General features: G+C 70.9%; 16 protein-coding genes, 1 tRNA gene and 1 pseudogene. 13 read left to right on the top strand and 5 right to left on the bottom strand.

Translation table 11 applies throughout. The features are described 5' to 3' along the window. Positions 1–44 precede the first annotated feature (44 nt). Positions 45–3,902, bottom strand: a complete 3,858-nt coding sequence (locus P8S73_RS02860; RefSeq protein ID WP_047979020.1) for a multifunctional oxoglutarate decarboxylase/oxoglutarate dehydrogenase thiamine pyrophosphate-binding subunit/dihydrolipoyllysine-residue succinyltransferase subunit — start codon at positions 3,900–3,902, stop codon at positions 45–47. A gap of 406 nt (positions 3,903–4,308) precedes the next feature. On the opposite strand from P8S73_RS02860, the gene P8S73_RS02855 reads away from it, so the two are divergent. From P8S73_RS02855 to P8S73_RS02840, 4 genes are all read left to right on the top strand, one after another. After that, entirely contained in the window at positions 4,309–5,766 is a 1,458-nt protein-coding gene (locus P8S73_RS02855) for a GuaB1 family IMP dehydrogenase-related protein (RefSeq protein ID WP_144801838.1), read from the top strand. Positions 5,767–5,888: 122 nt separating this feature from the next. Then, complete coding sequence (locus tag P8S73_RS02850; RefSeq protein WP_047979022.1) at positions 5,889–6,872, top strand: metal ABC transporter solute-binding protein, Zn/Mn family; 984 nt, start codon at positions 5,889–5,891, stop codon at positions 6,870–6,872. A gap of 3 nt (positions 6,873–6,875) precedes the next feature. Further along, positions 6,876–7,814, top strand: coding sequence for a metal ABC transporter ATP-binding protein (locus P8S73_RS02845; protein ID WP_082142074.1), 939 nt, complete (start codon positions 6,876–6,878; stop codon positions 7,812–7,814). Positions 7,815–7,825: 11 nt separating this feature from the next. Then, entirely contained in the window at positions 7,826–8,830 is a 1,005-nt protein-coding gene (locus P8S73_RS02840) for a metal ABC transporter permease (RefSeq protein WP_396350557.1), read from the top strand. On the opposite strand, the gene P8S73_RS02835 is transcribed toward P8S73_RS02840, so the two are convergent. Next, on the bottom strand, positions 8,815–9,780 hold the full coding sequence (locus P8S73_RS02835) for a diacylglycerol/lipid kinase family protein (protein ID WP_396350489.1): 966 nt from the start codon (positions 9,778–9,780) through the stop codon (positions 8,815–8,817). The two genes, P8S73_RS02840 and P8S73_RS02835, sit on opposite strands and share 16 nt — an antisense overlap. Before the next feature lie 137 nt (positions 9,781–9,917). Further along, positions 9,918–10,328 (bottom strand): annotated as a pseudogene (locus tag P8S73_RS02830) (Fur family transcriptional regulator); the annotation flags it as partial. A 208-nt stretch (positions 10,329–10,536) separates the two neighbouring features. Here P8S73_RS02830 and P8S73_RS02825 point away from each other — a divergent pair. Both P8S73_RS02825 and P8S73_RS02820 read left to right on the top strand, forming a co-directional pair. Next, a complete protein-coding gene (locus P8S73_RS02825) occupies positions 10,537–11,199 on the top strand; it encodes an MBL fold metallo-hydrolase (protein WP_396350488.1) in 663 nt (220 codons plus the stop codon). 46 nt (positions 11,200–11,245) lie between these two features. Then, entirely contained in the window at positions 11,246–11,677 is a 432-nt protein-coding gene (locus tag P8S73_RS02820) for an HIT family protein (protein WP_019309375.1), read from the top strand. A gap of 188 nt (positions 11,678–11,865) precedes the next feature. Here the strand turns inward: P8S73_RS02820 and hrpA are convergent, their stop codons facing one another. Beyond that, a complete protein-coding gene (gene hrpA / locus P8S73_RS02815) occupies positions 11,866–15,996 on the bottom strand; it encodes an ATP-dependent RNA helicase HrpA (RefSeq protein ID WP_396350487.1) in 4,131 nt (1,376 codons plus the stop codon). Positions 15,997–16,158: 162 nt separating this feature from the next. On the opposite strand from hrpA, the gene P8S73_RS02810 reads away from it, so the two are divergent. The 4 genes from P8S73_RS02810 to P8S73_RS02795 are packed head-to-tail and all read left to right on the top strand — an operon-like array spanning position 16,159 to position 19,415. Next, entirely contained in the window at positions 16,159–17,151 is a 993-nt protein-coding gene (locus tag P8S73_RS02810; RefSeq protein ID WP_396350486.1) for an ABC transporter substrate-binding protein, read from the top strand. A gap of 5 nt (positions 17,152–17,156) precedes the next feature. After that, on the top strand, positions 17,157–18,125 hold the full coding sequence (locus P8S73_RS02805) for an ABC transporter permease (RefSeq protein WP_259901514.1): 969 nt from the start codon (positions 17,157–17,159) through the stop codon (positions 18,123–18,125). Positions 18,126–18,129: 4 nt separating this feature from the next. Beyond that, positions 18,130–19,038, top strand: a complete 909-nt coding sequence (locus tag P8S73_RS02800) for an ABC transporter ATP-binding protein (RefSeq protein ID WP_396350485.1) — start codon at positions 18,130–18,132, stop codon at positions 19,036–19,038. Between the two features lie 5 nt (positions 19,039–19,043). After that, positions 19,044–19,415 (top strand): hypothetical protein, encoded by a 372-nt coding sequence (locus tag P8S73_RS02795; RefSeq protein WP_223110293.1) that lies wholly within the window; start codon positions 19,044–19,046, stop codon positions 19,413–19,415. 93 nt (positions 19,416–19,508) lie between these two features. Here the strand turns inward: P8S73_RS02795 and P8S73_RS02790 are convergent. Continuing rightward, positions 19,509–19,581 (bottom strand) — tRNA-Arg (locus P8S73_RS02790). Between the two features lie 121 nt (positions 19,582–19,702). Here P8S73_RS02790 and argS point away from each other — a divergent pair. The 3 genes from argS to P8S73_RS02775 all read left to right on the top strand — a co-directional run bounded on the left by argS (position 19,703) and on the right by P8S73_RS02775 (position 24,370). Beyond that, positions 19,703–21,373: an arginine--tRNA ligase gene (gene argS / locus P8S73_RS02785; RefSeq protein WP_047978494.1), complete on the top strand. Its 1,671-nt coding sequence runs from the start codon at positions 19,703–19,705 to the stop codon at positions 21,371–21,373. A 4-nt stretch (positions 21,374–21,377) separates the two neighbouring features. After that, on the top strand, positions 21,378–22,811 hold the full coding sequence (gene lysA / locus P8S73_RS02780; RefSeq protein WP_047978485.1) for a diaminopimelate decarboxylase: 1,434 nt from the start codon (positions 21,378–21,380) through the stop codon (positions 22,809–22,811). Positions 22,812–23,053: 242 nt separating this feature from the next. Next, positions 23,054–24,370, top strand: a complete 1,317-nt coding sequence (locus P8S73_RS02775; RefSeq protein WP_070638435.1) for a homoserine dehydrogenase — start codon at positions 23,054–23,056, stop codon at positions 24,368–24,370. Positions 24,371–24,470: the final 100 nt, after the last annotated feature.

Raw genomic sequence — 24,470 nt, 5'->3', positions numbered from 1 at the left:
GGTGCGCTCACCGTGGGGGACGGTGGGACGCACCCGGTGCGGGATCACTCCCCGCGGTCGAACGCCTGCTGCACCAGGGTCTCCAACTCCGCGGCGTGGCGCTTGGCCGAGCCGTTGGCGGGGGAGGCGGAGGCCGGGCGCGACGCCAGGGTCACCGCTCGGTCCAGCTGCGGCACCAGGTTGACGGCCATGAACGGCCACGCACCCTGGTTGGCGGGCTCGTCCTGGGCCCAGATCACACGGGCCTGCGGGTAGCGCGCCAGCTGCTCCTTGATCTCGTCCGCGGGCAGCGGGTATAGCTGCTCCACGCGCACGATCGCGGTGGAGTGGTCGTCGGACTTCTTCCGCTGCGCCTCGAGGTCGTAGTACAGCCGACCGGACACCAGGATCACGTCCGTGACCTTGGAGTCGTCCAGGTTCGCGACGTCCGGGATCACCGGCTGGAACGTGCCCTGCGTGAAGTCCTCCACGGGGGAGGCCGCGGCCTTCAGGCGCAGCAGCTGCTTGGGCGTGGCAACGATCAGGGGCCGGCGCGGACGCGAGTACGCCTGGCGGCGCAGCATGTGGAAGTGGTTGGCCGGGGTGGAGGGCTGGGCCACGATCATGTTCTTCTCCGCGCACAGCGTCAGGAAACGCTCGATGCGTGCGGAGGAGTGGTCCGGGCCCTGGCCCTCGAAGCCGTGGGGGAGCAGCAGCACCAGGTTGGAGCGCTGACCCCACTTCTGCTCCGCGGAGGAGATGAACTCGTCCACGATGGTCTGTGCGCCGTTGGTGAAGTCACCGAACTGCGCCTCCCACACGGTCAGCGCCTCGGGACGCTCCACGGAGTAGCCGTACTCGAAGCCCAGCACGCCGTACTCGGAGAGCAGGGAGTTGTAGATCGAGAAGTGGGCCTGGTCCGCGGACAGGCTGTTCAGCGGCGTCCACTCCGCACCGTTCTCGGCGTCGAAGAACACCGCCTGGCGCTGGGTGAACGTGCCGCGGCGCACGTCCTGCCCGGACATCCGCACGGGCACACCGTCCATGAGGAGGGAGCCGAAGGCCATGAGCTCGCCCATGCCCCAGTCGATCCCGCCCTCGCGGGTCATGTCCCGGCGCTTCTCCGCGAGCTTCTTGAGCTTGCGGTGCATGGTGAAGCCCTCGGGCATCTCCACGTAGGAGTCGCCGATGCGCTGCGCGGTCTCCGGGGAGATCGCGGTGGTCTTTGGCACGGAGACGCCCGAGTCCGCCTGCTGCGCGGACGGGCGCTCGATGTTGGCGATGGCAGCGGCGTCCCCGGTGACCAGCGGGACCGTGGAGTTCTGGGCCTCGTGGGTCTCCGCGAACACGCGCTCCAGGCGCTCCTGGTAGTCCTCCAGTGCCCGGTCCGCCTCTTCCTGGGTGATGTCCCCGCGGCCCACGAGGTTCTCGGTGTAGACCTTGCGCGTGGAGCGCTTGCCGTCGATCAGGGAGTACATCAGCGGCTGGGTCATCGAGGGGTCGTCGCCCTCGTTGTGGCCGCGGCGGCGGTAGCAGACCAGGTCCACCACGACGTCGCGGTGGAAGCGCTGGCGGTACTCGAACGCGAGCTGCGCCACGCGGACCACGGCCTCGGGGTCGTCCGCGTTCACGTGGAAGATCGGGGCCTGCACCGTGCGGGCCACGTCCGTGGAGTACGTGGAGGTGCGTCCGGCGGAGGGAGCGGTGGTGAAGCCCACCTGGTTGTTGACCACCACGTGGATGGTCCCGCCCACGTTGTAGCCCTCCAGCCCGGACATCTGCATGACCTCGTACACGATGCCCTGACCGGCCATGGCGGCGTCGCCGTGGACCTGGATGGGCAGCACGGGGAACTCGCCGTTGCCCTCGGGGCCTGCGCCGAGCACGTCCGTCTTGGCGCGGGCGATGCCCTCGATGACGGGGTCCGCGGCCTCCAAGTGGGAGGGGTTTGCGGCCAGGTACACCTGGGTCTCGTTGCCGTTGTCGGAGGTGAACACGCCCTCGGTGCCCAGGTGGTACTTCACGTCGCCGGAGCCCTCGGAGGCGCGCGGGTCCTGGCTGCCCTCGAACTCGCGGAACACCTGGGCGTAGGACTTGCCCGCAATGTTGGTGAGCACGTTGAGACGGCCACGGTGGGCCATGGCGATGCCCACGCCGGCCAGCGAGGCGTCCGCGGCCTCGGACATGATCGCGTCCAGCAGCGGGATCAGGGACTCGCCGCCCTCCAGGGAGAAGCGCTTCTGTCCCACGTACTTGGTCTGCAGGAAGGTCTCGAAGGCCTCCGCCGCGTTCAGCCGCTCCAGGATGTGGAACTGCTCCTCGCGGGACGGCTTCTGGTAGTCGCGCTCCAGCTTGGACTGGAACCACTCGCGCTGCTCCGGATCCTGGATGTGCATGTACTCCACGCCCACGGTGCGGCAGTACGCGTCCCGCAGCCGTCCGAGGATCACGCGCAGGGTGAGCAGGCTCTGGCCACCGAAGCCGCCGGTGGGCCACTCCCGCTCGAGGTCCCACAGGGTCAGCCCGTAGGTGCGGATGTCCAGGTCCGGGTGCTTGCGCATCACGTACTCGAGCGGGTTGGTGTCCGCCATGAGGTGTCCGCGCACGCGGTAGGAGTGGATCAGCTGCTGGATCCGGGCGACCTTGTTGATCTGGATCTCGGGGTTGACCTGGTTGTCCACGGCCCAGCGCACGGGCTCGTAGGGGATCCGCAGCGCCTCGAAGATGTGGTCGTAGAAGTCGTCCCCGCCCAGCAGGTAGTGCTCCACGAGCTTCAGGAACTCGCCGGAGCCCGCACCCTGGATCACGCGGTGGTCGTAGGTGGACGTCAGGGTGATGACCTTGGAGACCGCGTTGTGAGCGATCGTGCGGGGAGAGGCGCCCTTGTACTCGGCGGGGTAGTCCAGGGCACCGACGCCGATGATGCAGGCCTGGCCCTTGGACAGCCGCGGCACGGAGTGCACGGTGCCGATCCCGCCCGGGTTGGTCAGGGAGACCGTAGTGCCGGAGTAGTCCTCCATGGTCAGGGCGCCGTTGCGGCCGCGCTTGACGATGTCCTCGTAGGAGGTCCAGAACTCCTGGAAGGACATGGTCTCGGCGGCCTTGATGCTGGGCACCACCAGGTTGCGCGAGCCGTCCTTGTTGGGGATGTCGATCGCGATGCCGAAGTTCACGTGGGCGGGGTGGATGGCCGCGGGCTTGCCGTCCGACTCGTCGTAGATGACGTTCATGGACGGGAAGTTGGCCAGCGCCCGGATGACGGCGTAGCCCACCAGGTGGGTGAAGGAGACCTTGCCACCCCGGTTGCGGGAGAGGTGGGAGTTGATGACCAGGCGGTTGTCGATCAGCAGCTTGGCCGGCACGGCGCGCACCGTGGTGGCCGTGGGGACGCTCAACGAGGCATCCATGTTGGCGGCCACGGCCTTGGCGGGACCGCGCAGCTTGACCACGGTGTCCTCCGCGGGCTTCTCCTTGGCCGGGCCGTCCTCCTTGCGGTCCTCAGGCTGCGCCCGGATGGGTCGCTTGGAGGCTGCTCCCTCGCTGCTGTCCGCTTCGGTGTCCACGCCCTCGGGCCGTCCTTTCGCCTTGGCGCCGGTCGCGGCGGGTGCCGGGGACTGCGCACGTTCTGTGGTCTGGGGAGTCTGCTTCCGGGCGGCCGGCTCCGAGGTGCGGGCCGGGGAGGCCTCGGGCTTCTTCGCGGCGGGAGCCGACGCGGCGGTGGTCGCGGAGGCCTTGCCGGCGGGAGCGGAGTTCGTGCCACCGGGGGCGGAGGCCTTGTCCTCGTCCGCCATCTGCTCGAAGATGGGCCACCACTTCTTGTCCACGGAGTTCTTGTCCGCCTGGTACTTCTCGAAGAGCTCGTCCACAAGCCATTCGTTGCCGGCAAATTCTTCGGGGATAAGGTGGTGCGGCTGGTCTGGCACGAGTGATACGCCTCTTCCATCTGTGCTGGGTGTCCCGGGTGGCGAGCTGGTCCTCGCGGCCCCTGTGCGGCTCCCACGGAGTTTACCGGCCGTGGGCGCCCTCGACGGGCTTCGCGCATGCAAAGCCGGATCCGGTTTTTCAGTCTAGTGAGGCGGCAGGACGCGTGCCACCCGTCGCACGGGCCCCTCGCCGTGCTCCGCGCACCGTGTTCCGGAGCCGACGCCGCCCGCGTGCGGGGCCACGGCCGATGGCCGGGCCCTCGATGATCACGAACACGCCGACGCCGCCCGCGTGCGGGGCCACCACGACGCCGGCTGCGGGGAACGTCACCCAGGCGGACGCCGCCCAGGGCGACCGGGCGGCGTCGGGCCCGGAGCGTGACGGTGGACAGTAGACTGTGCGTCTGTGCGCTTCCTCACGAATCCCACCACGGACCTGACCTACAACGACGTCTTCCTGGTGCCCTCCATGTCCAGGGTCACATCCCGCTTCGACGCGGACCTGTCCCCGCAGGACGGCACGGGCTCCACGATCCCGGTCGTGGCCGCGAATATGACGGCGGTGACCGGGCGCCGGATGACCGAGACCATGGCCCGTCGGGGCGGGCTCGGCATCCTGCCGCAGGACATCCCGCTGGACGTGATCGCGGAGGTCACGTCCTGGGTCAAGAACCGTTCCCCGCGCTGGGACACCCCTGTGGTGCTGCGGAGCACGGACACGGTCCACGACGCGCTCGGGATCATCCACAAGCGCCCGCACGGACTGGTGGTCGTGGTGGACGAGGAGCGCCGGTACCTGGGCCTCGTGCTGGAGTCCGACTGCCGGGACGTGGACCGCTTCACCCAGCTGGGCGATCTGGCCCGCAGCGACGGCCCGCAGTTCCAGGAGGCCGATTTTCCGGCGGAGGCAGACTCCGCGGCGCTGCGTGCGCTCTACGAGCGCCTCGCCGACGCCCGGGTGAGCGCCGCTCCGGTGCTGCGGGGCACGAACGTCGCCGGGATCATCACACGCCAGGGTCTCGTGCGCTCCACCATCTACACCCCCTCCGTGGACGCGCGGGGCCGGCTGCGCGTGGGCGCCGCCGTGGGCATCAACGGTGACGTGGGGGCCAAGGCCGCCCGGCTGCTCGAGGCCGGGGTGGACGTCCTCGTGGTGGACACCGCCCACGGCCACCAGCTCAAGGCCATGGAGGCCGTGGCCGCCGTGCGCGCCCTGGATCCGCAGGTGCCGGTGGTGGCCGGCAACGTGGTCACCGCCGACGGCGTGCGCGACCTCGTCTCGGCCGGCGCGGACATCGTCAAGGTCGGCGTGGGCCCCGGGGCCATGTGCACCACCCGCATGATGACGGCGGTGGGGCGCCCCCAGTTCTCGGCGGTCGTGGAGTGCGCGGAAGCCGCGCAGGATCTCGGTGCGCACATCTGGGCGGACGGCGGGGTCAAGCACCCGCGCGACGTCGCCCTCGCCCTGGCCGCGGGGGCGAGCCAGGTCATGGTGGGCTCGTGGTTCGCGGGCACCCACGAGGGGCCGGGGGAGATCACCGTGGACGCGGACGGCCGTGCCTACAAGGAGTCCTTCGGGATGGCCTCGGCCCGTGCCGTTAAGCACCGCACCCTGGGAGAGGACCGGTTCTCCCGGGCCCGCAAGGCGCTGTTCGAGGAGGGGATCTCCAACTCCACCATGTACCTGGACCCCCAGCGACCCGGGGTGGAGGACCTGCTGGACCACATCACCTCCGGGGTGCGCAGCTCCATGACCTACGCCGGGGCCACCACGCTGCGGCAGTTCGCGTCCCGCGCCGTGGTGGGCATCCAGTCCCAGTCGGGCTACGACGAGGGCAGGCCACGCTCCGAGTCCTGGTCCTGATCCGCCCGTTCTCATCACGCCGCTACATGAGAATGGTTCATGATATGCTCGCGCTCTGATTTGATGACATCCGTTCTCATCGGCACCCCGGGTGGTGCGGGGGGACGCCGAGCAGGGAGACGATGCGCGTGAGTGACCGCACCAACCGCCACGGAGCCAGGGCCGCAGCAGTCCTGGGGCTGCTGGGAGCGCTGGCCCTCACGGGCTGCTCGGGCGGATCGGCGCAGGAGGGCGGATCCGGATCGGAGGACTCCGGGAAGATCCGGGTGACCACCTCCACCAACGTCTACTCGGACCTCGCGGCCCAGGTGGGTGGCGACAAGGTGGAGGCCACGCCGGTGATCCACTCCTCAGCCCAGGACCCCCACTCCTACGAGGCCACGCCGCAGGACCGGCTGGCCGTGGAAAAAGCCGACCTCCTGGTGCGCAACGGCGGCGGGTACGACCAGTTCATGACCGATCTGGCGCCGGAGGGCGCGCGCGTGGTGGACGCCGTGGAGGTCTCGGGTCTGCAGTCCGAGCAGGACCGTGAGGCCGCCGAGGAGCACGACCACGACCACGGCTCGGGGGAGCACCACCACCACCACGGGGGATTCAACGAGCACGTGTGGTACGACCTGGAGACCATGACCGAAGTGGTCACGCAGATCGCCGGCCAGCTCGGGGAGGTGGATCCCGCCAACGCGGGCTACTACACGGACAACGCCGCACGGGTCGGGCAGGAGCTGACCGCCCTGGACGCGCGTCTCGGGGGCCTCGGTGCGGGCGGTGGCTATGTGGCCACGGAACCGGTGCCCGGCTACCTGCTGGAGGACGCGGGTCTGCACGACGACACCCCCGCGGAGTTCGCCGAGGCGATCGACGCCGAGACGGACGCGCCGCCGGCCGCCCTCAACGACACGCTGAAGCTGGTGGCGGACGAGCACATCGCGCTGCTCGCGTTCAACCAGCAGACCTCCACGGGGCAGACCGAGCGGCTGCGCACGACCGCCCAGGAAGCGGGCACACCCGTGGTGGAGTTCACCGAGACCGTGCCGGACGGCAGGACGTACCAGCAGTGGATGGGCGAGAACGTGGACCGCGTGGCCGAAGCCGTGAAGAAGTAGCCCGTGGCATCCGAGAGAACACGTGACGGCGCGGCAGGGCCCACCACGGCGGCGGGGCCCACCACGGCTGCGGGGCACAGCGTTCCCGGCTCCGCGGGCTCCACGGCGGGTGCTCCTGGCAACCAGTCGGAAAAACGGCACGACCCGGTGATCCGGCTGCGCGGCGCCGAGCTCTCCTTCGGGGAGCGCACCCTGTGGTCCGGTCTGGACCTGGACGTGCGCCCCGGGGAGTACCTGGCCGTGCTGGGTTCCAACGGCACGGGCAAGACGAGCCTGCTCAAGGTGCTCCTGGGGCTGCTGCCGCTCACGGCCGGGACGGTGAGCGTCAACGGTGTGCGTCCGCGGACGGCAGCCTCCCGCGTGGGATACGTCCCCCAGCAGCGCGGCTTCCCGGAGCGCACCCCGCTGCGGGCCCGCGACCTCGTGGCCCAGGGCGTGGACGGACACCGGTGGGGGATGCGTCTGCGTTCGCGGCGGGTGCACCGCAGGGTGGACGAGCTGCTCGAGCGGGTGGGCGCCACGGACTATGCGCAAGCCCCCGTGGGGCTGCTCTCCGGGGGCGAGCAGCAGCGGTTGCGGATCGCACAGGCGCTCGCGGCGGAGCCCACGGTCATGCTGTGCGACGAGGCGCTGCTCTCCCTGGACCTGCGCCACCAGCACGTGGTCAGCGAGCTGGTGCACGAGCAGCGTGAGCGCACCGGCTGCGCCGTGGTGTTCGTGACCCACGACGTGAACCCGATCATCAAGCACGTGGACCGGATCCTGTACCTGGCCAACGGCTCCTTCCGGATCGGCACGCCGGACGAGGTGCTGCGCTCGGACGTGCTCACCGAGCTCTACGGCAGCCCCATCGAGGTGCTGCGCGCCAACGGCCGGATCCTGGTGGCCGGCAGCCCGGACAGTGCCCACCACACCGACTCCCCGGAGGAGACCGTCCCGTGATCACGGCAGCCATCGACTGGAACTCCTTCCTGAGCTCCGTGTTCGTCTTCGAGGACTACGCCGAGCTGCTCTCTCTGCTGCGCAACTCGGTGTGGGCCGGGGCGGTGCTGGGGCTCGTGGGCGGGCTCGTGGGCACGTTCGTGATGATGCGGGACCTCGCGTTCGCCGTGCACGGCATCGCGGAGCTGTCCTTCGCCGGGGCCGCCGCCGCGCTGCTGATCGGAGCGGACGTGATCACGGGTTCGCTCGTGGGCTCGATCCTCGCCGCCCTGATCATGGGGTTCGCGGGGCTGCGCGCGCGGGAGGGCAACTCCTTCGTGGGGGTCCTGATGCCCTTCGGGCTGGGGCTGGGTATCCTGTTCCTGTCCCTCTACGAGGGCCGCTCGTCCAACAAGTTCTCGCTGCTGACCGGTCAGATCGTGTCGGTCTCCTCGGTGCAGCTGACCTCCATGGTGCTGCTCTCGGCGCTGGTGGTGATCACGCTCGTGGGTGTCTGGCGGCCCCTCACGTTCGCGAGCACGGACCCCCTGGTGGCCCAGGCCAAGGGCCTGCCGGTGCGGGGGCTCTCCATCGCGTTCATGGTGCTGCTGGGGATCACCGTGGCGCTGTCCGTGCAGATCGTGGGTTCGCTGCTGGTGCTCGCCCTGCTCATCACCCCGGCGGCCGCGGCCATGAACCTGACCGTGAGTCCCGTGCGCACGGTGGTGCTCTCGGTGCTCTTCGCGGAACTGGCCATGGTGGGCGGGATCCTGCTCGCGCTGGGCGGGAACATCCCCATCAGCCCGTACGTCACCACCATCTCGTTCACCCTGTGGCTGGTCTCCCGCCTGGTGCGCGCCGTGCGTGAACGCTCGTCCTCCCACCGCCGGACGACGACGCGGCGCGGCCCGGTGGGCGCGGGGGCGCCGGTTTCCACGGCCACACCGGTCGCCGCGGACACGGCAGGCGCACTCGGGCAGGGCTCACCCGGAGCGGGCGCCGGCGCAGGGACGGGCCCGGCTCAGAACAGGATCTGAACGGCCGCGGGGAGTACCCGCAGGGTCACGGGCAGGGGGCCGAGCCGCTCGCCGTCGCCGAAAGCCATGTCCCCGCCCGGGGAATGCCCGGTGGCGTGCGCGCTCACGGCCACGCTCGCCGAGACCGCCGGTTCCACCGCCACCTCGGGCAGGGTCACGTGGCTGCCGAGCCACAACCGGGGCAGGGACACCACGAACTTCACGGGCCCCACGTCCGAGACCATGAACAGCTCCGCGGTACCGTCCCCGGCGTCTGCGGCGGGCACGATCGTGAGGCCCCCGCCGATCGAGGACGTGTTCGCGAGCGTGAGCAGCGTGAGATCCCGGCCGGCGGTGTGCTCGCTGCCGTCCGGGGAGGTCCAGCTCAAGTGGTAGGGGCGGGCCCGCAGGCTCACGAGGTCCACGGCAAGGGCGACGACGTACTTGGCGGACGCGCGCACGCGGGACCAGCGGTTGGCGCGCGCGTTGATGCGGGCATCCAGGCCCAGGCACACGGCCGTGGCGCACACGTGACGGGTTCCGTCCGCACACTCCACCCGGAGCAGGTCCGTGCGGCGCGGCGCGGATTCCAGACCACGGAGCACGCGACCCGCGGCACGCTCCACGTCCTGGGAGGGCACACCGTGGTGGCGTGCGAGGTCGTTGCCGGAGCCCGCCGGCACCAGTCCGAAGGGCAGGTCCACGCCCTGCCGGTTCAGCGCGTCCAGGCACTGCAGCACCAGGTGGACCATCCCGTCCCCACCCACGGCCACGACGGCGGCAACAGCCTGGCTCTCCCTGCGCAGGGTGTCCGTGAGCAGCTCGGAGAGCCCTCTGGCCGTGGCCGATGCCAGAGGGCGGGCTCGGTATCCGCCCGCCCGGAGGATGCCTGCGGCGCGCTCGCAGGCATCGCGGGACGCGGGGGAGGAGCCGTTGTGGACCAGCAGGATGTCGCGTGGGCCGGTGGTCACCGCGTGGGCCCCGAGGATCCTCGACCGGGGCGGGAGGTGCTCGGAGAGCTCGACGGGCGCTGCGCGGCCTCCGGGGAACCGGCACCGGGCAGCGTTGCGCCGCGGTCCTCGCTGCCGGGGGTGTCCTCGGCCTCGAGCCGGGCGGCGCACTGCTCGCAGATCCCGGAGATCTCCACGGTGTGGTCCACGTCCGTGTAGCCGTGGCGCCGCGCCGTGTTCTCGGCCCAGGCCTCGATGTCCGGCGCCTCCAGCTCCACCGTGGCCCCGCACGAGCGGCACACCAGGTGGTGGTGGTGGTGCTGGGCCTCGCAGCGGCGGTAGATGGCCTCGCCCTCCGCGGTCCGCAGCACGTCCACCTGGCCGAGCTCCGCCATAGACTGCAGGATCCGGTAGGTGGTGGCCAGGGACACGGACTCGCCCTGGTCCTGGAGCCGCCGGTGCAGGTCCTGCGTGGAGATGAAGTCCTCCAGCCGGTGCAGTTCGGCGGTCACCGCACGGCGCTGCTTCGTGTTGCGAACCTCCGCGGGTTCGGTGGTCTTGGTGCTCAACCCTGGCGTCCTTTCCGCGAGCGGTCGTCCGGGTCATCTTAACGCGCGGCACGGACATGCGCGGCGAGACGGTCCCCGTGCGGGTGGTCCTCGGTGCCCGACCACGGGGTCCGGCCCGGGGGATCACCTGCACGGGTCGGGTGCGCCGGGGCCGCCCGTGGGTCGCGGAGACCTCCACGGAGCCCCGGCGGGCCGCTAGGGTGGCACCATGCTGCTGACCAAGTTCTCCCACTCGTGCGTGCGGCTCGAGAAGGACGGCGCGGTGCTGGTGATCGACCCCGGAACGTTCTCGGAGGTCGAGGAGGCACTCGACGGAGCGGACACCGTGCTCGTCACGCACGTGCACCCGGACCACTGCGACGTCCCCCGTGTCTCGGCCGTGCTGGAGTCGGCACCCGAACACTCGCTCCACGCCCCGGCCGCCGTGGTCGAGGAGCTCTCCCAGCACGTCACGGACACCTCGCGCCTGCACGCCGTCACCGCGGACACGGCGTTCGAGGCCGGCCCGTTCTCGGTGACCACCCACGGCGGCCAGCACGCGCTGATCCACCCCCTGATCCCCACCGTGGCCAACGTGGGGTACGTGGTCGACGACGCCGTGTTCCACCCCGGCGACTCGTTCACGGTTCCACGCGGGGTCACGGTTCCCACCGTCCTGGTGCCCCTGCACGCGCCGTGGTCGAAGATGTCCGAGGTCATCGACTTCATGATCGCCACCCGGGCCACCACCGCGTTCCAGATCCACGACGCCCTCCTCTCGGAGAACGGCTTCGGCGTGGTCGAGACGCAGGTCGCCCACTTCGCCGGACTCTACGGAACCAGCTACCGCCACCTGTCCCCGCGCGAGAGCGTGGAGATCACCACCAGCTGACCCGGCCGGCGGACCGTCGGCCACCCACCGAGGAGAGGACTCCACCGTGAGCTCAGTGTTCACCAAGATCATCGAGGGCGAGCTGCCCGGTCGTTTCGTCTGGGCCGACGAGCAGTGCGTCGCGTTCCTGTCCATCCAGCCGCTCGCCCAGGGCCACGTGCTCGTGGTCCCGCGCCGGGAGGTGGACGCGTGGATCGACCTCCCCGAGGAGCTGGCCACCCATCTCATGACGGTGTCCCGTGCCATCGGCCGGGCCGTGGACGCCGCCTTCTCCCCGAAGCGCGTGGGCCTCATGATCCAGGGCTTCGAGGTGCCCCACACGCACCTGCACGTGTGGCCCACCAACTCGATCGAGGAGTTCGACTTCGCGAACGTGGACCAGGACCCGGACGCCGCCGTCATGGACGAGTCCGCCCGGCGGATCCGCGAGGCACTCGTCTCCCAGGGGCACCAGGACACGGTGCCGTCGCAGGGCTGAGCGCACTCACGCTCCCGGTCTCGGAAGCGTGGTCCTCACCCAAGGAGGGGGTGCCCTCCTCGCTCGGTGCGGGGCGTGCCGCACTCGCGCACTGAGGGGCGCGCCTCCTGGGCCCCCGCCACGGCTGTCACTCGTGTTCCTGGGCCATGCCCCCGTGAACTGGGTGATGGTCCGTCGCGCGCTGGGTCTCAGCCCAGCTCGCGCAGCTTCTTGCGCAGCCGCTTCTCCGACACCGTGTGCGCGGTGCCCAGTTCCTGCGCGAAGAACGAGACCCGCAGCTCCTCCAGGTCCCACCGGATTGCCCTGAGCGCCGCGGGCGTGGGCACCGTGGGCGGCACTGCGTCCAGGGCCGCACGGTACTCGGCCTCGAGGTCGTGGACGGTGTGCATGGCCACGGCGTCGCGCTGCAGGTGCCCGGAGAGCTTGTCCAGCCGGGCGTTGACCCCGGCCAGGTAGCGGGGCAGGTGCTGCAGGGCCTGCCACCCGGTCTGCGCCACGAATCCGGGGTGGATGAGCCCGTCCACCTGCTCCGCCATGTCCGTGAACGCGGGCACCGCGCCCAGTGAGCCGGGCTTCTTCAGCCGTTTGCGCACCGTGGTGGCCTCGCTCAGCGCGGTGGTCACGAGCGCCGTGACCGCGAAGACCGTGTCGATGAGCTCCGCCCGCACGTGCTCGGCCAGCCGGTCGAACTCGGCCCGTGTGAACGGGGGGTCGTGGGGCACGAGCCGGTCGATCGCCGCGCCCGTGCAGTCGTGGATCAGGGCCTCCACGGAACCGTGGGGGTTCTGGGTGAACACCAGCCGCTCGCGCTGGCTGAGGTGGTCCACCACGTAGCGGTGCACGGAGGGCAGCACGCGCTGCAGCAGCGCGATCACGCCGTCGCGCTGGGCCGCGCGCTGCTCCTCGGGGTCGCTCAGAATCCGCAGGTCCACGCGCGGGAGCTCCGTGCTCCCCGGTTTCTCCGGCGCCGCGGCCACGAGCGTGGGGTAGCCGGTGACCGTCTGGCCGGCCACGGTGGTCTCCACGCTGCGGGGCGGATCCGGCTCGGGCCACGCGCCCAGGTCGGTGCGTTCCAGGGACGCGCTCGACGCCGCCCGCTCGTCCGGGCGCGCACTTCCCCGGCCCTTGCGGTCGTCGCGACCGGAGCGCCGGCCGCGCCGCGAACCGGGCGCGGCGGCGTCGTCGTCCCCGCCGGAGGCCGCGCTCGCGGAGGTGCCCGCGGCGTCGTAGAGCTGGGCGGCGGCCTGGCCGAGGGACTGCGCGAGCGCCTCACGGACCCTCGGGCGCAGCCGCTGCTTGAGCTCGGTGAGGTCGTCCCCGCGGCCGAGCACCGCGTTGCGGGCGTCCCGGACCTCGAAGCGCATCCGCAGGTGCGGTGGCAGCGTCTCGGGGTGGAAGTCGGAGGCCTGCACGGGGTGTCCGCGCATCCGGCGCAGCACGGTGGCGAGGGCGTCGAGCAGCGAGCCCGAGGGCGGGTCGAACTCCTCGTCCAGCCGGCGCACGGCCGCGGCCGCGGTGTCCGGGGCCGGCACGAAGTTGCGGCGCACGGCCTTGGGCAGGGACTTGATCAGCGCGGTGACCAGCTCCACGCGCAGGCCGGGGATGTGCCACTCGAACTGCTCGGGGGCGAGCCGGTCCAGGAACAGCACGGGTATCCGCACCGTGACGCCGTCCGCGGTGTCCGTGCCCGGGGCGAACTCGTAGTCCAGGTCCAGGCTCAGGTCCCCCTCGGGGGAGTGCACGTGCCACGAGCGCGGGAACGAGTCCGTGTCCAGTGCCGGGGCCTCCGGGGCGATGAGGTCCTCGGGGGTGAGGTCCAGCAGGTGCTCGTCCTCGTGGCGGGCCTTCTTCCACCACGCGTCGAAGTGTCGCTGCGAGACCACGTGCGCGGGGACCCGGGCGTCGTAGAAGTCGAACAGGACCTGGTCGTCCACGCGCAGGTCCTTGCGGCGCATGCGGTTCTCGAGCTCCTCGACCTCCGTGAGCGCCTTGCGGTTGCGCTTGACGAAGGTGTGCCGCGTCTGCCAGTCGCCCTCCACGAGCGCGTGGCGGATGAACAGCTCCCGGGACAGCTCGGGGTCGATCGAGGAGAACAGCACGGAGCGCTCGCTGACCAGCGGCAGCCCGTAGAGGGTGACCTTCTCGGAGGCCATCACGGCGCCGCGCGAGCGGGACCAGTGGGGCTCGGAGTAGGAGCGCTTCACCAGCGACGGCGCGATCTCCTCGGCCCACTCGGGCTGGATCGCGGCGTTCGTGCGGGCCCACAGCCGGGAGGTCTCCACGAGCTCCGCGGAGACGATCCAGTCCGGGGACTTCTTGAACAGGGCCGAGCCCGGGAAGATCGCGAACCGGGTGCCGCGAGCGCCCCGGTACTCACGGGTGCGCTCGTCCCGCACGCCGATGTTGCTGAGCAGCCCGGAGAGCAGGGACTTGTGGACGTCGTCCTGGTGGGCGGCCACGTCGATCTCCCGCGAGCCGCCCACGTCGATGCCGGACTGCCGGGCGATCTGGCGCAGCTGCGCGTAGAGGTCCTGCCACTCGCGGATGCGCAGGAAGTTCAGGTACTCGCGCCTGCACAGCTTGCGGAACTGCGAGGAGGACAGCTCCTCCTGCTGCTCCTGCAGGTACTGCCACAGCAGCCCGTAGGAGAGGAAGTCACTGGTCTTGTCCTTGAACCGCGCGTGGAACTCGTCCGCGGCCTGGCGCTTCTCCAGGGGGCGCTCCCTCGGGTCCTGGACGGTCAGGGCGGCGGTGAGCACGAGCACCTCGCGCGCGCAGCCGCGGCGGTCCGCCTCCACGATCATCCGGCCCAGACGCGGGTCCACGGGCAGGGCCGCGAGGATCTCACCCGTGCGGGTCAGCGGGCCCCGCTGTCCGCCCCGCCGGCCACGGTTCCGGCGGCTGCCACGGGACCTGCGTGCGGGGCGCGACGCCGCGTCGTCGCCGTCCGCCGCACCGCCCGGACCGCGCAGGGCGCCCAGCTCGCGCAGCAGCACCACGCCGTCCTTGACCGCGCGCGGGTCCGGCTTCTGCACGAACGGGAAGTCCAGGATGTCACCGGGCTCCCGGACCACGCCCACGGAGATCATCTGCAGGATCACCGCGGCCAGGTTGGTGCGCAGAATCTCGGGATCCGTGAACTCGGGGCGGGACTCGAAGTCCTCCTCCGAGTACAGCCGGATGCACACGCCGTCCGAGGTGCGCCCGGAGCGGCCCGAGCGCTGCTTGGCCGAGGCCTGGGAGATCCGTTCGATGGGCAGGCGCTGAACCTTGGTGCGCGCCGAGTACCGCGAGATGCGCGCGGTGCCGGGGTCGACCACGTACTTGATGCCGGGGACCGTGAGGGAGGTTTCCGCCACGTTGGTGGCCAGCACGATGCGGCGGTGGGAGGACGGCGAGAACACGCGGTTCTGCTCCGCCATGGAGAGCCGCCCGAACAGGGGGAGGATCTGGGTCCCGGCCAGGGAACGGTGGGAGTCGATGACCTTCTGCAGCGCGTCCTGCGCGTCGCGGATCTCGCGCTCGCCCGCGAAGAACACGAGGATGTCCCCGCGCGGCTCGCGGGAGAGCTCCACCACGGCGTCACACACCGCGTCGATCGGGTCCCGGTCCTCGTCCGCGAGGCCGTCCCCGGTGTCCTCCTCGTCCGGACCGCCGTCCCCGCTGCGCTCCTGCGTGAGCGGGCGGTAGCGGATCTCCACGGGGTAGGTGCGCCCGGAGACCTCGATGATCGGCGCGGGGGAGGGATCCGCATCCGGGTGCTCGGGGTCCGGCTGCGCGAAGTGCTCGGCGAAGCGCTGCGGGTCGATGGTCGCGGAGGTGATGATGACCTTCAGGTCCGGCCGCTGGGGCAGCAGCCGGCGGAGGTAGCCCAGCAGGAAGTCGATGTTGAGCGAGCGCTCGTGGGCCTCGTCGATGATGATCGCGTTGTACCGCGAGAGCGTGGGGTCGTGGCTGATCTCGGCCAGCATGATGCCGTCCGTCATGAGCTTGATCCTGGAGTCCCTGCCCACCTCGGACGTGAAGCGCACCTGGTAGCCCACGGTGGCGCCCACGCGCTCGCCGAGCTCGTGGGCGATCCGCTCGGCGACCGAGCGGGCGGCGATCCTGCGCGGCTGGGTGTGCCCGATCAGCCCGCGCTCACCCAGGCCCAGCTCGAGGCACATCTTGGGCAGCTGGGTGGTCTTGCCGGAGCCGGTCTCACCGGCGACCACCACCACCTGGTTCTCCCGGACGGCGGACATGATGTCCCCCCGGCGCGCGGAGACGGGGAGGTTGTCCGGGTACACGATGCGGGGCGTGGTGATGGGCTCAGTCATGACAACCGTGCAGTCTACGGGCCTCCCCCGACACACGCAGGGCCGCGCGTTCCCGCGCAGGTGACACGCGACATTGTCCCTACATGTGAGCTGCGTCTCATTTTCGACCGATCGGCAGGTAGCATCCACTCATCATTGATCCGTGATGGAAGGAACCACCCCATGAAGCGTCTACTCCCGGTCGCCGCGGCGGCCACAACGGCCGCCCTGCTGCTCACCGGCTGCGGCTCCGCCGGCGAGCAGTCGGGCGACGGCAAGGAGACCAAGAAGGTCACCGTGGGCATCTCCCAGTTCGTGGAGCACCCCTCGCTCGACGCCGCGCGGGAGGGCTTCGTGGAGGCTCTCAAGGACGGCGGCTACACCGAGGGCGAGAATCTCACCCTGGACGTGCAGAACGCCTCGGGGGACCAGGCCACCGCCACGAACATCGCCTCCAACTTCGCGTCCTCAGGGGACGACCTCATCCTGGGCATCGCCACGCCGTCCGCACAGTCGCTGGCCCAGGCCGTCACGGACAAGCCCGTGCTGTTCACCGCCGTCACGGACCCGGTGGACGCCGGCCTCGTGGACTCCGCGGAGGCCCCGGGCGGAAACGTCACGGGCACCACCGACATGAACCCCGTGGCGGATCAGATCAAGCTGGTCAAGCAGCTCAAGCCGAGCGCCAAGTCCGTGGGCATCATCTACAGCTCGGGTGAGACCAACTCGCAGATCCAGGTGGACGAGGCCAAGAAGGCCGCCGAGGCCGAGGGCCTCAAGGTCGTGGAGAAGACCGTCACCACCACGGCTGAGGTGGCCCAGGCCGCGGAGTCCTTCGACACCGATGCCATCTACGTCCCCACCGACAACAAGGTCGTGGCCGGGCTGGAGGCCGTGATCTCCGCGGCCGAGGCCAAGAAGATCCCGCTCATCGCGGGCGAGGGCGACTCCGTGGAGCGCGGTGCGCTGGCCACCCAGGGTCTGAGCTACAAGGACCTTGGCAAGCAGACCGGTGAGATGGCGGTGAAGATCCTCAAGGACGGCGCCAAGCCCGGCGAGATGGCCGTGGAGTCCCAGAAGGAGACCAAGCTCATCGTCAACGCCAAGGCCGCCAAGGCCATGGGCGTGGAGATCCCGCAGAGCCTGCGGGACAAGGCCGACCAGGTCATCGAGTAGAACCGGTGATCGCTGGAATCGAACTCGGGCTGATCTACGCGGTCATGGCCCTGGGGGTCTACCTCACGTTCCGCGTGCTGGACTTCCCGGACCTCACCGTGGACCAGTCGTTCACCACCGGAGCCGCCACCTCGGCCATGGTGATCCTCAACGGCGGCAGCCCGTGGATCGCCACCATGGTGGGTTTCGTGGCGGGCGGCCTCGCGGGGCTCATCACCGCGCTGCTGCACACCAAGGCCAAGATCAACGGGCTGCTCGCGGGCATTCTGACCATGACCGCGCTGTACTCCATCAATCTGCGGCTCATGGGCGGCAAGGCGAACCTTGCGCTGCTGCGCGAGGACACCGTGTTCACGCCGCTGCGCGAGGCCGGGCTGCAGGGCACGGTCACCGGTGTCCTTCTCCTGCTCGTGGGAGTGCTGCTGGTCAAGGTGGTGCTGGACTGGTTCCTGTACACGGACGCCGGTCTGGCCATGCAGGCCACGGGTGACAACCCGGACATGATCCGCTCGTTCGGGGTCAACACGGACGCGCAGAAGATCCTCGGGCTGTGCCTGTCCAACGCCCTGGTGGGTCTCGCGGGCGCGCTGATCGCGCAGTACCAGGGCTTCGCGGACATCGGCATGGGCATCGGCATGATCGTGGTGGGCCTGGCCTCCGTGATCCTGGGCCAGGGCATCTTCGGCCACCGCACCGTGGTGATCGCCACGTTCGCGGTGATCCTGGGCTCCGTGCTGTACCGCCTGGTCATCACGGTGGCGCTGCAGGCCGGGCTGAACCCCTCGGACATGAAGCTGATCTCCGCCGTGCTCGTGGTGGTGGCGCTCGTGCTGCCCCAGATGGCCGTGTTCAAGCGCTGGAAGCGGCGTCGCACGCTCAAGGCCGCCCAGGAGGTGCAGGCGGACGTGGGGAGCAGCACCGAGCACCCCGTGACCGCGAGCATCGCCACCACCTCCGCCGGAAAGGGAGCGTGATCGCATGCTGAGAGTCGACGACGTCCGCAAGACGTTCTTCGCGGGGACGGTCAACGAGCGCGTGGCCCTGAACGGGGTGAGTCTCACGGTGAACGAGGGCGACTTCGTCACGGTCATCGGGTCGAACGGTGCGGGCAAGTCCACGCTGCTCAACACGGTGTCCGGGACGATCATCCCGGACAGCGGGGAAATCCGGGTGGGGGAGCGCACCGTCACACGGCTCCCGGAGCACCGCAAGGCCAGGTGGATCTCGCGTGTGTTCCAGGACCCCATGAAGGGCTCCTCACCCACCCTGACCATCGAGCAGAACATGGCGATCGCCCAGCGGCGTGGCCGTTCCCGCGGGCTGTCCCGCGGGGTCACCCGCGCCCGGCGGGAGGAGTTCAGGAAGGAGCTGGCCACCCTCGAGCTGGGTCTGGAGAACCGGCTGGGCGCCAAGGTGGGTCTGCTGTCCGGTGGTCAGCGCCAGGCGCTGTCGCTGCTGATGGCCACGTTCTCCGCCCCGGAGATCCTGCTGCTGGACGAGCACACGGCCGCACTGGATCCCCAGCGGGCGCAGCACGTCACGGAGATCACCGAGCGGATCGTGAACGAGCGCCACCTCACCACGCTCATGGTCACGCACAACATGGAGCAGGCCCTGCGCCTGGGCAACCGGCTGATCATGATGCACGAGGGCCGGATCCTCTTCGAGCTGGACGCCCAGCAGAAGGCGGAGGCCACCGTGGCGGACCTGCTGGCCGAGTTCCGCAAGCTGCAGGCGGCCACGGGCGAGCCGGCACTGGATGACGCTACGCTTCTGGAAACAGCTCGCAGCGCCGCACCGTCGGCCGCCCCCTCCCGGGGCGTCCCCGCCGGTGGCGCTCCCACGGGTGGCTCCTCCGCCGCGGAGGTGGCACCGGAAGGTCAGTGATCACCATGAGTCAGCCCCGCCGCAGACAGCGCATGACGTCCGTCATCACTGCGGTGGGGCTGATTCTGCTCTTCGTGTGCTGCTTCTCCCTGCCGGAGGGTCTCGCGGCGCTCAGCCAGGCGGCCGCGGACCACGGGGGCCAGCCGCTCACCGAGCGCGGCTGGGTGATGACCATCGTGGGATTCGGCACCCTGTTCGTGGGAGGGATCCTCACGATCGTGGGGGTCGTCCTGCGGCGCACCGCGCCGCCCGAGCCGGTGGCGGAGGACGCGCTGCTCGAGGAGCAGTACGGCTCCGAGTCCGTCATGAACGAGTACGACCCGCTCGAGCTGAACCCGAACTACAGGATCCGCGAGCAGCGGCGCGGTCGGCGCTGAGAGGTGCTGCGGGCCCGGACAGGACGACAGGCCCGGACATGACAACGGCCCCGGGGTCACCGGGGCCGTCGTCAACGGGTGGAGCTTTCAGGGTGCCCGCGACAGGATTCGAACCTACGACCTTCTGCTCCGGAGGCAGACGCTCTATCCACTGAGCTACGCGGGCGTGCCGTGCCGTTCACCAACTGCTCGGCTCGCGACGACAACTCGACGATACTACCAGGTTGCGCGGGTGCACCAATCAGCGGGAGTCGGTGCGGCAGAACCCGCCCGGCTACACTGGCACGGTGACTCCTGAAGAACTTTCCTCCGCTGTGTCCGCATGTCTGCAGGACGCCGTGACCGCCGGTGAGCTCACCGTGGCGGACGGCGTCGACCTCCCGCAGGCGCGGGTGGAGCGACCCAAGAACCGCGAGCACGGGGACTGGGCCACCACGGTGGCCATGCAGGTGGCCAAGAAGGTCGGGCGCCCCCCGCGGGACGTCGCCCAGATCCTCTCGCAGCACCTGTGCGGGGTACCCGGTGTGAAGGCCGTGGACATCGCCGGGCCGGGCTTCCTCAACATCACGCTCGACGCCGCCGCCGCGGGTGAGCTGGCGCAGTCGGTCGTGGAGCAGGGCCGCGCGTTCGGCACCGGGCAGACGCTGGCCGGAACCACCATCAACCTGGAGTTCGTCTCCGCCAACCCCACGGGCCCCATCCACCTGGGCGGCACCCGCTGGGCCGCCGTGGGGGACTCGCTGGCGCGCGTGCTGCAGGCCCAGGGCGCGGACGTGGTGCGCGAGTACTACTTCAACGACCACGGCAACCAGATCGACCGCTTCGCCCGGTCCCTGCTGGCCCGTGCCCGGGGCGAGGCCGCCCCGGAGGACGGCTACGGCGGGCAGTACATCTCGGACATCGCCCAGGAGGTCCTGGCGCTGCACCCGGACGCGCTGGAGGCGGAGGATCCGCAGGAGGTCTTCCGCGCGGCGGGCGTGGAGCTGATGTTCTCCCAGATCAAGTCCTCGCTGCACGAGTTCGGCGTGGACTTCGACGTCTTCTTCCACGAGGACTCCCTGTTCCAGGGCGGTCAGGTGGAGACCCTGCTGGAGCAGCTGCGCTCCTCGGACTCGCTGTACTTCGAGGACGGCGCGTGGTGGCTGCGCTCCACGGAGCACGGGGACGACAAGGACCGCGTGGTCATCAAGTCGGACGGCAACGCCGCCTACATCGCCGGTGACATCGCGTACTTCAAGAACAAGCGGGACCGCGGCGCGGACCTGTGCATCTACATGCTGGGTGCGGACCACCACGGCTACGTGGCCCGGCTCAAGGCCGCGGCCGCCGCCCTCGGGGACTCCCCGGAGGCCGTGGAGGTGCTGATCGGCCAGATGGTCAACCTTGTCAAGGACGGCACCGCCGTGCGGATGTCCAAGCGTGCGGGCACGGTGGTGACCATGGAGGACCTCGTGGAGGTCGTGGGCGTGGACGCCGCCCGCTACTCCCTCACGCGCTACTCGGTGGACTCCAACATCGACATCGACCTGGACGTGCTCACCAAGCGGTCCAACGAGAACCCCGTGTTCTACGTGCAGTACGCGCACGCCCGCACGTGCGCGGTCGCGCGCAACGCGGAGGCCGCCGGCGTCCGTCGTCTGGACGAGGCGGGGGCCCCGCAGTTCGACGCCGCCCTGCTGGAGCACCCCCGCGAGGCGGACCTGCTCGCGGCCCTGGGGCAGTACCCGTCGGTCGTCGCGCAGGCCGCCGAGTTCCGTGAACCGCACCGCGTGGCCCGGCACCTCGAGGCGCTGGCCGGTGCGTACCATCGCTGGTACGACGCGTGCCGCGTGACCCCGCAGGGCGACGGCGAGGTGGAACTCGTGCACCACACCCGGCTGTGGCTCAACGACGCCGTGCGCCAGGTCCTGGCCAACGGGCTGGACCTGCTTGGCGTCTCCGCTCCCGAGCGGATGTGATCCGGTGCCCGAGCAGAGCGTGAGCGGCCACCCGCTCGCCCCCGCATGGCTGCCCGTCCCGCCGGACGCCGCCACTCTGGATCCCGTGGTCTTCACGTCCCAGTACGCCCGGGACGCTTCCGGGTGCGTCACGGTGGACGGGGTCCCGGTCACGGAGCTCGCGCGGCGGCACGGGTCCCCGGCGTACGTGGTCTCGGAGCGCACGTTCCGGTCCCGTGCCCGTGGCTTCCGGGAGGCGTTCGAACGCGCCCTGTCACCGCTCGGGGTGGACGTGGCCGTGTACTACGCGTCCAAGGCCCTGCTCACCTCGGCGGTGGCCCGCTGGGCACTGGCCGAGGGACTCAGCATCGACACCGCCTCCGGTGGGGAGCTGGCCGTTGCACTCGCAGCCGGGGTTCCCGGTGAGCGCATCGCCCTGCACGGCAACAACAAGTCCGCCGCGGAGATCACCACCGCGCTGCGCGCCGGTGTGGGGCGCATCGTGGTGGACTCCCTCGCGGAGATCGAGCTGGTGGCCGCGCTCGCGCGGGAGCTCGGCACCCGGGCCCCCGTGATGGTCCGCGTGACCCCGGGGGTGCACGCCTCCACGCACGAGTTCATCGCCACGGCGCACGAGGACCAGAAGTTCGGTCTCTCGCTCGCCGCCGGCGCAGAGGGCGAGGACTCCCCGGCCCTGCAGGCGGTGGTCTCGTGCCTCGACGCCGCCGACGCCCTGGACCTGCGCGGTCTGCACTGCCACATCGGCTCCCAGATCTTCGCGGCCGAGGGATTCGCCCAGGCGGCCCAGCGCGTCCTGGCGCTGCGGGAGGCCGTGGCCTCCCGCTGGGACGTGGTGCTGCCCGAGGTGGACCTCGGCGGAGGACACGGGGTCGCCTACACCGCCGCGGACTCCCCGCGCGGTGTCGAGGAGATCGCGGCGGACCTCGCCGCCCTGCTCCCGGCCGTCCTGGAGTCCTCCGCGCTGCCGGCACCGCACCTGTCCTTCGAGCCCGGTCGATACATCGCGGGGCCCGCGGGCTGCACGGTGTACACCGTGGGCACCGTCAAGACCGTGACGGTCGAGCAGGGTGTGCAGCGCCGCTACGTCTCCGTGGACGGCGGGATGAGCGACAATGCCCGTCCCGTGCTCTACGGGGCGGACTACACCGCGGTGCTCGCCAACAGGGTCTCCCACGAGGCCCCCGTGCTGTCCCGCGTGGTGGGCAAGCACTGCGAGTCCGGTGACGTGGTGGTCAAGGACGTCTACCTCCCCGGGGACGTCCAGCGGGGCGACCTCCTGGTGGTGCCCGTGACCGGCGCCTACTGCTGGTCCCTGTCGAGCAACTACAACTGGCTCCCGCGCCCGGGCATCGTGGCCGTGGGCGAGGGCGGCACCTCCCGGGAGATCGTGCGCCGCGAGTCCGTGGCGGATCTGCTGGCCCGGGACTGCGAAATCTGACCGCTCGGCGAGATCGACGACGACGGCGTGCGCACCAACCGCGGGCAGCCGTCACGAACCTGCGCGGCGTCGTCGTCCTTGCCATGATGGGGCGGGCATCCCGCGAACACCCGCCCTGCCCAGCTGGACCACCGCCCGGCCGGAGCACGGCGCGGGCAGCCCGCCCGGGGCCGCAGCGCACCACGGCGGCGGCCCACCCCATGTCACCGACACCCGTGAGACCACGGAGGAGCACAGGAGCCATGACCACCACTGCGACGACCACCCACGAGACTCCCGTCCTGAAGGTCGGCCTGCTCGGCGCGGGCACCGTGGGCTCCCAGGTGGCCCACGTCCTGCTCACGCGTGGGGACGAGCTGGCCCTGCGCAGCGGGGTGCGCCTGGAACTGAGCGGGATCGCGGTGCGGGACACGGCCGCCCCGCGGGACGTCGAGCTGCCCGCCGAGCTGCTGACCACGGACGCGGATGCCGTGATCGACGCCGCGGACGTCGTCGTGGAGCTCACGGGCGGGATCGAGCCCACCCGCACGCGCGTGCTGCGCGCTCTGGACGCGGGCAAGTCCGTGATCACGGGCAACAAGGCGCTGCTCGCGGAGTCCGGACGGCAGCTGCAGGACGCCGCGGGTGCCTCGGGCGCCCAGCTGTCCTACGAGGCCGCGGTGGCCGGGGCCATCCCGATCGTGCGCCCCATGCGGGACTCGCTCGCGGGCGACCGCGTGGACCGGTTCCTGGGCATCATGAACGGCACCACCAACTTCGTCCTGGACCAGATGGACACCACGGGTGCCGCGTTCGACGACGCCCTGGCCGAGGCCCAGCGCCTGGGCTACGCGGAGGCGGACCCCACCGCGGACGTGGAGGGCCACGACGCCGCCGCCAAGACCGCCGTGCTGGCGTCCCTGGCGTTCCACTCCAGCTACACGATCGACGACGTCCACTGCGAGGGCATCCGGGGTGTCACGGCGGAGGACGTCGCGGCCGCACGGGAAGCCGGGTACGTGATCAAGCTGCTGTCGGTGGGGGAGCGCTGCGGGGAGGGCGTGAACCTGCGCGTGAGTCCCGTGATGATCCCGCGCCAGCACGTGCTCGGCGGGGTGCGCGGGGCCTACAACGCGGTGTTCGTGGAGGCGGCCTCGGCCGGGTCCCTGATGTTCTACGGACAGGGTGCCGGCGGTGAGCCCACGGCGTCCGCGGTGCTGGGGGACCTGGTCTCCGCGGCACGCGCGATCGCCCTGGGGGCCCAGGGGATCCCGCTCGCGGACCACGCGGGACTGCCCGCGGTGAGCATGGCCGACGTCCGCACCCGGCTGGCCGTGACCCTGGCCGTGTCCGACCGGCTGGGTGTGCTCGCGCGGCTCGCCCAGGTCTTCGCGGACCACGGGGTCTCCATCTCCACCATGCAGCAGAGCGAGGACCCCCGGGTGACCGGAACCTCGATGCTGCGCCTGGTCACGCACGAGGGCCGCCACGAGGACCTCATGGCCACGGTCGAGACGCTGCGCGGCCTCGACGCGGTCCGGGACGTGGTGTCCGTGACCCCGGTGGAGACGGGAGAATAGAGCGCGAACCGGGCGGCGGCGTCGTCGCCCGGCAACCGGTGACCGCCCGGAGGCGGTCGGAGCACGAGCTGAACTGCAAGCACTTGACCCGAGGAGCAAC

The organism is Kocuria sp. ChxB (assembly GCF_044359605.1).
Taxonomy (GTDB): Bacteria; Actinomycetota; Actinomycetes; order Actinomycetales; family Micrococcaceae; genus Kocuria; species Kocuria rhizophila.
Note: the sequence above shows the minus strand (reverse complement) of the source record. Positions and strands in the feature narration are given on the sequence as shown.